General features: G+C 46.9%; 8 protein-coding genes. 4 read left to right on the top strand and 4 right to left on the bottom strand.

Annotation, left to right across the window (positions count from 1 at the left end; genetic code table 11):
- Positions 1 to 10: 10 nt before the first annotated feature.
- A complete protein-coding gene (locus RH45_RS13670) occupies positions 11 to 2023 on the bottom strand; it encodes an NADPH-dependent 2,4-dienoyl-CoA reductase (RefSeq protein WP_174263530.1) in 2013 nt (670 codons plus the stop codon).
- A gap of 198 nt (positions 2024 to 2221) precedes the next feature.
- Here RH45_RS13670 and sppA point away from each other — a divergent pair, with 198 nt between their 5' ends.
- The 4 genes from sppA (at position 2222) to RH45_RS13650 (ending at position 7569) form a co-directional block, all read left to right on the top strand.
- Positions 2222 to 4072, top strand: coding sequence for a signal peptide peptidase SppA (gene sppA / locus RH45_RS13665; protein ID WP_008078082.1), 1851 nt, complete (start codon positions 2222 to 2224; stop codon positions 4070 to 4072).
- Positions 4073 to 4228: 156 nt separating this feature from the next.
- Positions 4229 to 5245: an asparaginase gene (ansA, locus tag RH45_RS13660; protein ID WP_008078081.1), complete on the top strand. Its 1017-nt coding sequence runs from the start codon at positions 4229 to 4231 to the stop codon at positions 5243 to 5245.
- Between the two features lie 198 nt (positions 5246 to 5443).
- Complete coding sequence (locus RH45_RS13655) at positions 5444 to 7117, top strand: LruC domain-containing protein (protein WP_008078078.1); 1674 nt, start codon at positions 5444 to 5446, stop codon at positions 7115 to 7117.
- Positions 7118 to 7128: 11 nt separating this feature from the next.
- Positions 7129 to 7569 carry a hypothetical protein gene (locus tag RH45_RS13650; protein ID WP_008078076.1) on the top strand — a complete coding sequence of 147 codons (441 nt, stop codon included), beginning with the start codon at positions 7129 to 7131 and terminating at the stop codon, positions 7567 to 7569.
- Between the two features lie 72 nt (positions 7570 to 7641).
- On the opposite strand, the gene serS is transcribed toward RH45_RS13650, so the two are convergent.
- The 3 genes from serS to lolA all read right to left on the bottom strand — a co-directional run bounded on the left by serS (position 7642) and on the right by lolA (position 10991).
- Positions 7642 to 8949, bottom strand: coding sequence for a serine--tRNA ligase (serS, locus tag RH45_RS13645; protein ID WP_008078074.1), 1308 nt, complete (start codon positions 8947 to 8949; stop codon positions 7642 to 7644).
- A gap of 96 nt (positions 8950 to 9045) precedes the next feature.
- Positions 9046 to 10392 carry a replication-associated recombination protein A gene (locus RH45_RS13640; RefSeq protein ID WP_008078072.1) on the bottom strand — a complete coding sequence of 449 codons (1347 nt, stop codon included), beginning with the start codon at positions 10390 to 10392 and terminating at the stop codon, positions 9046 to 9048.
- Positions 10393 to 10394: 2 nt separating this feature from the next.
- The gene (gene lolA, locus RH45_RS13635; protein WP_008078070.1) at positions 10395 to 10991 is read right to left on the bottom strand and encodes an outer membrane lipoprotein chaperone LolA; all 597 of its coding nucleotides are present in this window, start codon (positions 10989 to 10991) and stop codon (positions 10395 to 10397) included.
- Positions 10992 to 11018 lie beyond the last annotated feature (27 nt).

Genomic DNA, 11018 nt, shown 5'->3' with positions numbered 1-11018 from the left:
CTTTTTTTGTTTATAGCTTAGTGGCGAGTTCTACACCTTGTCGAATGGCTCGAACCGCGTCGAGCTCACCCGCATAATCTGCACCGCCGATAATATGGAGCTTATCACCGAGCTGTTGCCATTTATCTTCGAACGGTCTGACCGATTCTTGTCCCGCACAAATGATCACTTTATCAGCCTCAATCAACTTCTGTTCACCGTTGGCTGAGATGTGCAGGCCGTTATCGTCGATTTTGTCGTAGCTAACGCCACCGACTAGATTGACACCGCGTTTCTCCAAGGTTCGTTTGTGTATCCAACCTGTCGTTTTCCCCGGTCCTTTACCAACACGACCTTGGCGACGTTGCAATACCCATACCTCTTTATCACTTAATGAGTCTGGATAAGGATACAAACCACCCGGATGGCTGATCTCTTTATCGATCCCCCACTCATGTAACCAATCATCAAGGTTATGGCCTTGAGGCTCAGTAAGCATGGTAGCCACGTCAACACCAATACCCCCCGCACCTACGATGGCAACCTTGTTACCCACAAACGTTTTTTCTTTGATTAAGGTTTGGTAATCCACGACCTTCTCAGGGTTGTCGATGCCATCAATGTTTACTTTGCGCGGCTCAACACCTGACGCCATAACGACTTCATCGTACTCGCCCAGCAAATCAAAATTGGCCTCGGTTTCCAGATGCAGCTTAACGCCAGTTTCATCTATTTGGTTAGCGAAGTAACGGATGGTTTCACGGAACTCCTCTTTCCCCGGTATCTGCATCGCCAAGCGGAACTGACCACCAATGCGATCGTTCTTCTCAAACAGGTCAACATGATGACCTCGTTTAGCCAACGTTGTGGCACAAGAAAGACCCGCAGGTCCTGCGCCGACTACCGCAATGTTCTTTGGAGTATCGGTCACAGTGATCGTCAGTTCGTCTTCTCTACACGCCAATGGGTTAACTAAGCAACTTGCTCGTTTACCTTTAAACACATTGTCTAGACACGCTTGGTTGCAGCCGATACAGGTATTGATTAACTGAGACTGGTTGTTCTCCGCCTTAATAACAAAATGAGGGTCAGCTAGGAAAGGCCGAGCCATTGAAACCATGTCAGCATGACCACTGGACAGAATCTTCTCAGCTTCTTCTGGCGTATTGATGCGATTACAGGTAACAATCGGCACACTAACGTGAGGTCGCACTTTCTCCGTAACCCAAGTAAAGGCGCCGCGTGGCACCTGAGTCGCAATCGTGGGTATACGAGCTTCATGCCATCCAATCCCCGTATTGATGATAGTTACGCCTGCTTTTTCGAGCTCTTTCGCCAAAGCGATCACTTCGTCAAACGTACTGCCCTCTTCGACCAAATCAAGCATTGAGAGACGGAAGATGATGATGAACTTCTCGCCTACCGCTTGACGTATCGATTTGACGATTTCTAACGGAAAACGCATACGATTTTCGTAACTGCCACCCCAATCGTCATAGCGCATATTGGTTCGCTTACAAATGAATTGGTTAATCAAGTAGCCTTCTGAGCCCATGACTTCTACACCGTCATAACCTGCTTGTTGAGCAAGGGCTGCACTGTTAGCAAACGCATCGATTGTTTTCTTGATTTGGCGAACGCTCATCTCGCTGGGAGCAAATCGAGCAATGGGCGCTTTAATAGACGAAGCGCTTTGCGCGAAAGGATGCATCGCATAACGGCCAGCGTGTAACAGCTGCAATGCGATTTTTCCACCATGCTCATGTACCGCATCGGTGACCACTTTATGCGCTTTAGCATGTTTAGATTTGCTAAACTCAGCACTGAAAGGATGCAGTCGCCCACGTAGATTCGGTGAGAAACCCCCTGTAACGATTAGGCCGACACCGCCTTTTGCTCGTTCTGCGTAAAAAGCAGCAAGTTTGCCCAGGCCTTCTTTGTGCTCTTCTAGGCCCGTGTGCATTGAGCCCATCAACACTCGGTTTCTGATCTGGGTAAATCCTAGGTCTAACGGCTGTAGTAGATTTGGGTACATGGCGGACATCACTTCCATTTAATTATTCTGGTCTGACCAGAATAAACATTGCCGTAATATAAATCAAACAAGCGTTTACATTTTTGTAACACCGATCAATCTTACGGTTGTTTGGGTATACTAGTTTAAGTAGGATGTAACTTTTCTGGAATAATAAGGTCTTACAGCGAATAAGCCTTTACCTGCTTGCGCAGCAGCGGAGATTAAATGAAAAAACTAATTAAGTTTATCGGCCTGTTCTTCAAAGGGATTTGGAAACTGATCACCTTTGTACGACTTGCCCTCACAAACCTTTTCTTTCTAGCCTCGATAGCGATCATCTACTTCGTTTATTTCCATGCTGAAAGCGAAGCTCCTTCAGTACCAACAAAGTCGGCGCTCATCCTTAATCTTTCAGGGCCGATCGTGGAGCAACCAAACTACATTAACCCAATGGACTCTTTTACTGGTTCTTTATTAGGCCAAGATTTACCGCGCGAAAACGTCTTGTACGACATCGTCGATACGCTTCGTTACGCGAAGGATGATGAAAATGTCAGTGGCCTCGTCTTGGCGTTAGGTGATCTACCTGAAACCAATCTCACCAAGTTGCGCTATATTGCTAAAGCACTGAATGAATTCAAAGCGTCAGGTAAGCCGGTTTACGCCGTGGGTGATTTCTACAACCAGAGTCAATACTACCTCGCCAGCTATGCGGACAAAGTGTATCTCGCTCCGGATGGTGCAGTGATGCTAAAAGGTTACAGTGCGTATTCGCTGTACTACAAAACTTTGCTAGAAAAACTTAACGTTAACACGCATGTGTTTCGAGTCGGAACCTATAAATCGGCTATCGAACCTTTCGTTCGCGACGATATGTCAGCAGAAGCCAAAGAGTCCGCATCTCGTTGGCTAGGGCAGCTTTGGGGAGCATTTACCGACGATATCGCTGCTAACCGCCAAATCTCGACGGACACACTCAATCTCAGCATGGAACAGTTTCTCGCCTTGCTAAAAGAAAACAACGGCGATCTTGCTGCACTTTCTCTCAATATTGGTTTGGTTGATCAACTTGCGACTCGTCAGCAAGTGCGTACAGAAATGATTGATGTTTTTGGTAGCAACGGAGAAGACAGCTACAACTATATCGATTACTACGACTATCAGCCAACCATGGCAGCTAGGTTCAACACCGCTGCAGACGATGTCGCCATTGTCGTTGCCAGTGGTGCCATCATGGACGGTAACCAACCACGCGGGACCGTCGGTGGAGACACTGTTGCCGCACTACTCCGTCAAGCTCGCAATGATGACAAAGTAAAAGCGGTGGTACTTCGCGTCGATAGCCCTGGGGGCAGCGCATTCGCCTCTGAAGTGATTCGAAATGAGATCCTCGCTCTCAAAGAAGCCGGTAAGCCAGTTGTCGCCTCAATGTCGAGCGTAGCTGCCTCCGGAGGCTATTGGATTTCGACCAGTGCTGATCGCATTGTTGCTCAGCCAACCACATTGACTGGCTCAATCGGCATCTTTAGTGTCATCACAACCTTTGAAAAAGGCCTTAATGAACTCGGTGTCTATACCGATGGTGTGGGTACTACGCCGTTTTCTGGTGTCGGAGTGACTACAGGCTTAACCGAGGGCGCTGCAGAAGCATTTCAATTAGGTATTGAGCATGGCTACAAGCGCTTCACGGATTTAGTGAGCAGCAGCCGTGAGATTCCAGCGGCACAAATGGATAATATTGCTCAGGGCCGCGTATGGACCGGTCAAGATGCGCTAAACCTAGGCTTGGTGGATAATATCGGTGATTTTGATGACGCCGTGAAACTTGCCGCGGAGCTTGCAGAGCTAACAGACTACAACCTGTACTGGGTTGAAGAACCACTCAGCCCTGCGCAGCAGTTTATCCAGAACATCATGAATCAAGTGAAGATATCACTGGGTGTTGATGTCTCCGCCTACCTGCCTGCTGCACTTCAGCCTATCGCACAGCAAGTGGCAGCGGACGCAGATATGTTGCAGAGCTTTAATGATCCAAAAGGTCACTATGCCTTTTGTTTAAACTGCTTAGTCCAATAAGTAACCATCCTCTCGTTGGCTAAGTCACCTTTGTCAGCGAAGGGCTTTACTAGACTCGAATTTGGGGTGTTCCTGTGGGGAATGCCCCTTTTTATTGGCCTCGATTGATATATAATCCCCCGCTCTGTTCCCCCTATAAACACTGGTTTCGAAACAATGGCAAGAAAACATATCTATATCGCTTACACTGGCGGCACCATTGGTATGCAGAAGTCGCATGATCACGGTTACGTTCCTGTCGCTGGATTTATGGAAAAACAACTGGCTAGCATGCCTGAATTCCACCGCCCAGAGATGCCAGAATTTACCATTCATGAATACGACCCGCTGATCGACTCGTCAGACATGACACCGAAAGATTGGCAGCAGATCGCCGACGATATCCGTGCCAACTACGACAAATACGACGGCTTTGTTATTTTGCATGGTACCGATACCATGGCATATACCGCATCAGCCCTGTCTTTCATGCTAGAAAATCTAGGTAAGCCGGTTATCGTTACAGGTTCGCAAATTCCACTGGCAGAGCTTCGCTCAGATGGTCAGGCTAATTTGCTAAATGCGCTACATATCGCAGCCAATTACCCGATCAATGAAGTGACCTTGTTCTTCAATAATAAATTGATGCGCGGGAATCGAAGCACCAAGTCACATGCTGATGGCTTCAATGCGTTTACCTCGCCAAATCTACCTCCTCTGCTGGAAGCTGGCATCAACATCCAGATCAGCAATGAGATCAAGGTTGACCAAACGCCTGAGGGTGAGTTCCACGTTCATGACATCACGCCACAACCAATCGGTGTGATCACCATGTACCCGGGTATCTCCCATGAAGTGATCCGTAACACCCTGCTGCAACCTGTCAACGCAATGATTTTACTGACTTTTGGTGTTGGGAATGCTCCGCAGAACCCAGAGCTGTTAGCTCATTTGAAGGACGCTTCTGAGCGCGGGGTCATTGTCGTTAACCTAACCCAATGTTTGGCTGGCAAAGTCAATATGGGTGGCTATGCCACGGGCTGTGCGCTGGCTGAAGCAGGTGTTATCAGTGGTTATGATATGACTCCTGAAGCCGCACTCGCTAAACTGCACTTCTTACTCAGTCAAAACCTGTCTTACGAACAAGTTAAAGTTAAAATGCAGCAAGTACTGCGTGGTGAGATGAGTATCTAAGCCAACGACAAAGTTTACTATGCTCCGCTTAATGCGGAGCATTTTATTTCTAGAGCACCCATTCTCATTTCGATTGTCATATCTCTTCTCAAAATAACCCCACTGGCCAATCAAACCCTAAGCGGCTGATATTTAATAAATAAAATATTGGAACATTCTTTGCTCTATCTGTTGTTAGCGCAACAGGGAGAAAAGAATATGCATAAAAAATCGATAATCGCGCTTTCACTTCTGGGGTCAGCGACACCGAGTTTCGCGCTCACGACCGCCGACATGCAGTTCGAGTCAGGAAGCAGTGCAAGCAACTACAGTTACAAAGGCAAAGCCAGCGATGTCTATTCACGAGCTGAGCAAATGCCAAGCGATACACTCAGTAACATTTACAGCCTGTTACCTGAAGGGCAAACTGTCAATCCACAGTTCATCTCTGCCAATAAATACTCCAGTATTGATATTGACGATGAACTGCAAGGTGCTGACCATGCAACGGCTAAGGTGACGTTTCTGAACGAAGGTGCCGGCTATCGAAATACCCTTGGTTATTTCGTTTACGACACCAATTCTCCACCGACTGACAAAGATCTAATCGATGCCCATGTTGTTATTTTTCCCAACACTTCCAAAGCTCCAGATGGGGAAATGAGTGAGGGCGACACATTGGATCTCAACATTGAACTGACGGCAGGCCAGACACTCGCCTTCTTCATCATTCCTAATGGTTGGGGATATAGCGGCAGTTACAATACCATCGCCAGTTTGGGTTACTGGAATTCACCTTTTTATAGCAACCCTGATCTTAATCCCGAATCCACTTCGTTAAATCGTCGCCATAATGTGGCTTTTCTAGACACTACGAACGACTTTTTGGTCCTCGCCTTCGAAGATATCTATCGCCCTAACGGCGACAATGATTTTAATGATTTGTTGTTCACTGTAGAGGTGACCCCGTTTACCGCGATCGATGGGGTGAATAGTGATGGAACAACAGACGCTAAGTATGAAATTCTGGTGCAAAACAACGACGCTGAAGCAACGACTACCTCTGTTTACCCTTCATCCAATAGCTATGCAACACTCGCGTTTGAAGATCGCTGGCCATTGATGGGCGACTACGACTTTAATGATGTGGTGTTCAAATATCGCATTACAGAAACCTTAAACGGCCAGAGGGAGTTGAAAAGCTTTAGTGCCAACTACCACCTCAAAGCAATGGGAGCAGGATATCACAATGGCTTTGCTCTGCACCTTCCTGGCGTCGATCGCAGTAACCTCGACAGTGTCTCATTGACTCGGAATGGCGCTGCTGTTGATTACCAAGTTATACAAACCTCAGAAGATGAAGCCGTTCTAGTGATAGAGCCCGATTTACGCGACGCTCTCACCAACCTTGGTGTTTTAGATGAAACTTGTAACTTCTATCGCACACAAGCCAGTTGTACGGGACAAGCAGATGAAGCCCTTAACTATCAGTTAGACGTAACCTTTATCTCACCAGTCGCCAAAAATACGATAGGTGATGCCCCTTATGACCCATTTATCTTCGCGAGTGAGAACTACTACCATGGTGATTTCTTACCATCGCCTCCAGGCATCACTTGGCAAACGCATTTAAAAAGCCATTCGGGCACCAGCATGATGGACAACGGATTGTTCGGTAGTCACGATGACAATAGCTATGGCAGCTTTTACTTTTTAACCGATAACCAAATGCCTTGGGCCCTCAATTTGACGACCGAATGGACGCATCCACTTGAACGTGTCGATATTTCACATGCTTACACTCAGTTCCCTAGTTGGGTCACGAGTAGCGGTGAGTCTGATACCAATTGGTATCAAAACCCACAAGCAAACAAAATATTCTCAGCTCAATAGGAGATAGCGCTATGAAAATCAACAATACCTTACTCGCCCTTTCGCTCTCTTCTCTTCTTGCTGCATGCGGGGGTGGCGGAGGTGGTGGTGGCAGCGCGCCCTCTAACCAAGGCGCTACAACGATAGAGACAAAAAATGTCGTTGCACAGCGTGATTTCTCTTTCCAAGTTGAACGAAAAGTACAATTAGATATACAACAAGCGTCGCCTGATGAAGGTGTCATACACGTTTACACCAGTCTAGGTGCACGGTTAGAAGATGGGCGCTACATTGCTGATCCCACGTCACATCTAACTAGCATTTACCCGCAAACGGCACCATCAACAGACTTGATAGTGAACGTTAACTGGCAAGCACTTTACGTTCAGTGGACCCCATTGAACGGCGATCAAGAAATGACCTGGCAATTGGAATTATTGCCAGATCAAAATCAATATCTGATTCAATTCTAACCCGTCGACATGAAGTAACAAACCAAACAAAAAAGGCGACTCAATGAGTCGCCTTTGGTATTCACTAACGAATTAACCGATGTGAGTTGCACCGCCCATGTACTTCTGAAGTACCGCTGGGATTGCAATGCGGCCATCCGCTTCTTGGTTGTTTTCAAGAATAGCAACCATAGTACGACCAACCGCTAGGCCAGAGCCATTTAATGTATGCACCAACTCTGGTTTCTTTTCGCCTTTACGACGGAAACGTGCTTGCATGCGGCGAGCTTGGAAGTCCCACATGTTAGAGCATGAAGAGATTTCACGGTACGTTTCTTGAGCAGGAACCCAAACTTCTAAATCGTATGTTTTACGAGCGCCGAAGCCCATATCACCTGTACACAGAACCACTTTACGGTATGGAAGCTCAAGAAGCTGTAGAACTTTCTCAGCATGACCTGTTAGCTCTTCAAGTGCGTTCATTGATTCTTCTGGTTTGGTGATTTGTACTAGCTCAACTTTGTCAAATTGGTGCATACGAATCAAACCACGAGTGTCGCGACCGTAAGAGCCTGCTTCAGAGCGGAAACATGGCGTGTGAGCCGTCATCTTAAGAGGCAGGTCAGCTTCGTCAGAGATGGTGTCACGAACCATGTTCGTTACTGGTACTTCTGCCGTTGGGATCAGAGACAGTTTACGTGGCTCTTCGTCGTTCACTTTCTCTTCTAGTGGTTCAGTATGAAACAGATCTTTACCAAACTTCGGTAGCTGACCGGTACCAAACAGGCTGTCAGAGTTCACTAGGTACGGTACGTACATCTCAGTGTAGCCGTGCTCATCAGTGTGAAGATCAAGCATAAACTGAGCAATTGCGCGGTGTAGGCGAGCAAACTGACCTTTCATCACGATAAAGCGAGCGCCCGTGATTTTCGTCGCGCTAGCGAAATCTAAACCACCGCCCAGTTCACCTAGGTCTACGTGATCTTTTAGCTCAAAGTCGTATGTCTTTGGCTCACCCCAACGAGAGATTTCAACGTTATCATCTTCGTCTTTACCTGCTGGAACATCATCAGCTGGTAGGTTAGGAACAGACAGGGTGATCTCTTCAAGTTTAGCCATCACTTCGTCTAGCTCTACTTTTTTCGCATCAAGATCGCTACCTAGAGTGCCGATTTGCTTCTTGATCTCTTCAGCACCTTCTTTATCACCCGCCGCCATTTTCTGGCCGATTTGCTTGGAGATGGAGTTACGCGTGGATTGTAAATTTTCAACTTCTACTTGAATCGACTTACGTTGCTCTTCAAGTGTACGGATTGTTTCTACGTCAAGCTTAAAGCCACGACGCGCTAATTTTGCAGCTGTTTCATCCAGCTCTGTACGAAGTAATTTAGAATCCAGCATTGTTAATCCTATGCTTTTTTAGTTGTGAAATCGCGCTCCAGCATCGTGCTCGAGCGCTAAAAATATTAACCGAATAAATGTATCTAAAATGGGCGCTTATTCATAGCGCTTTTGTGGGCTTTTTGCGTCTAAACTAGCCAAGTAATCTAACTTTTCACCAATTTTCGTTTCTAAGCCACGATTGGTCGGTTGATAGTAGCGAGTGTCACTCATTTCAGGCGGCAGATAGCACTCTCCCGCGGCGTACGCGCCAGGTTCATCGTGTGCATACCGATACTCAGCACCGTAGCCCAAATCTTTCATTAAACTGGTTGGCGCATTGCGTAAATGTGGTGGCACTTCATATTCTGGCAAATTGTGGGCATCACGTAATGCTTGTTTCCATGCTGTGTAAACCGCATTACTTTTTGGAGCACAGGCCAAGTAGACGATCGCTTGTGCGATTGCACGCTCACCTTCAGCCGGACCAACGCGAGTAAAACAATCCCATGCTGAGAGCGCAACTTGCATTGCTCTCGGGTCAGCATTCCCGACATCTTCTGATGCGATCGCCAACAATCGGCGAGCAATATACAAAGGATCGCAACCTGCAGCTATCATGCGCGCAGACCAATAGAGTGCCGCATCGGGGTTTGAGCCACGAATAGATTTATGCACTGCAGAGATTAAGTCGTACCAAATATCCCCTTTATTGTCGAAGCGTGATACTTTCTCTCCAGCGACCTCTGCCAGCAAAGACAAGGTAATCTGCTTAACACCTTGGTCATCATCTTCAGCCATGTCATAGAGCAGCTCTAGATAGTTCAGTGACATACGAGCATCACCATTCACTAACTCTGCTAGGCGATCTAGAGCGTTATCGACAAATTGAGCTTTGATTGCCCCTAACCCACGCTCTGAATCTTGGATCGCTTGCTCGAGCGCTTGCAAAATGTCTGCCTGGGATAAAGAGGTCAGTTTGTAGACCCTAGCCCTTGATAACAAAGCGTTATTGAGCTCGAAAGAAGGGTTTTCTGTGGTAGCTCCAATAAAGGTTACTGTGCCATCTTCAATGTGCGGTAGAAAAGCATCTTGCTGCGATTTATTAAACCGATGCACCTCATCGACAAACAAGATTGTTCGACGACCTGCCCGTTTATTCTCACGCGCTTTCTCTATCGCCGCACGAATCTCTTTAACGCCTGATGTCACCGCTGATACGCGCTCAACTTCTGCATTCGCATAGTTGGCAGCCACCTCCGCGAGGGTTGTTTTCCCCGTCCCCGGAGGTCCCCACAAAATCATCGAATGGACATGACCAGCCTCTAAAGCGCGACGCAAGGGTTTCCCCTCACCTAAAATATGCTGCTGACCTATGTATTGCTCAATATTTTGTGGCCGCATTCTAGCGGCAAGGGGACGAAAATCTTCGTCCCCCGAGAAATCAAACGAGAAATTACTCACATTTAGTTCCTTTGATCATCCACCTCGACACCTTGTGGAATGGTAAAAGTAAAGCGCTCAGTTTTTGGTTTGGCTAAATCAATATTATCGAACTCAAACGCGCTCTTCTGGCCATCTTGCTCGATAACACTGAAGCCTTTGACGGCACCTTTAGTGTCTATTTCTAACTTGAACTGCCCTTGATTCGAATCAACTGCTGTCGGTACCAAAGTAAAAACATCACCTTGCTGAGAAACTTTGTAATTGTCCCAGTCACTGGCACGGCTACGGGTTAGCAAAACAAATGGCGTCTGCTCAGTAGCCTGCTCTTGCCAGTAAATACTCACTTGCTCAATAAACGGACTGTAATACCAAAGGCTTTCACCATCTGAAACTAACACGTTTTCATCAGGAAGGGTTGTTGTCCAACGAAACAAGCTTGGCCTCGCTATCTCAACCTTACCTTCACCTTCCATTACCACTTCACCATCAGGGCTAGTGACTTGTTGAGCGAAATCGGCGCTAAAACCTCCCGTAAGCTGTAGACGGTGACTCAACTCGTCTTTTGGAGCCGCCAGCACAGATAAACTCATAAACAATAATGCAGCGAGTTTTTTCATCAATATTTGTTCCTTTATCGTCGCAAT

It is taken from the genome of Vibrio sinaloensis DSM 21326, assembly GCF_000189275.1.
Lineage (GTDB): Bacteria > Pseudomonadota > Gammaproteobacteria > Enterobacterales > Vibrionaceae > Vibrio > Vibrio sinaloensis.
Note: the sequence above shows the minus strand (reverse complement) of the source record. Positions and strands in the feature narration are given on the sequence as shown.

Bases quoted from the DNA above. Each gene is read 5' to 3' on its own strand.
- RH45_RS13670 (WP_174263530.1), bottom strand. From the start codon at position 2,023: ATGTCCGCCATGTACCCAAATCTACTACAGCCGTTAGACCTAGGATTT.
- RH45_RS13650 (WP_008078076.1), top strand. From the start codon at position 7,129: ATGAAAATCAACAATACCTTACTCGCCCTTTCGCTCTCTTCTCTTCTT.
- lolA (WP_008078070.1), bottom strand. From the start codon at position 10,991: ATGAAAAAACTCGCTGCATTATTGTTTATGAGTTTATCTGTGCTGGCG.
- ansA (WP_008078081.1), top strand. From the start codon at position 4,229: ATGGCAAGAAAACATATCTATATCGCTTACACTGGCGGCACCATTGGT.
- serS (WP_008078074.1), bottom strand. From the start codon at position 8,949: ATGCTGGATTCTAAATTACTTCGTACAGAGCTGGATGAAACAGCTGCA.
- RH45_RS13655 (WP_008078078.1), top strand. From the start codon at position 5,444: ATGCATAAAAAATCGATAATCGCGCTTTCACTTCTGGGGTCAGCGACA.
- sppA (WP_008078082.1), top strand. From the start codon at position 2,222: ATGAAAAAACTAATTAAGTTTATCGGCCTGTTCTTCAAAGGGATTTGG.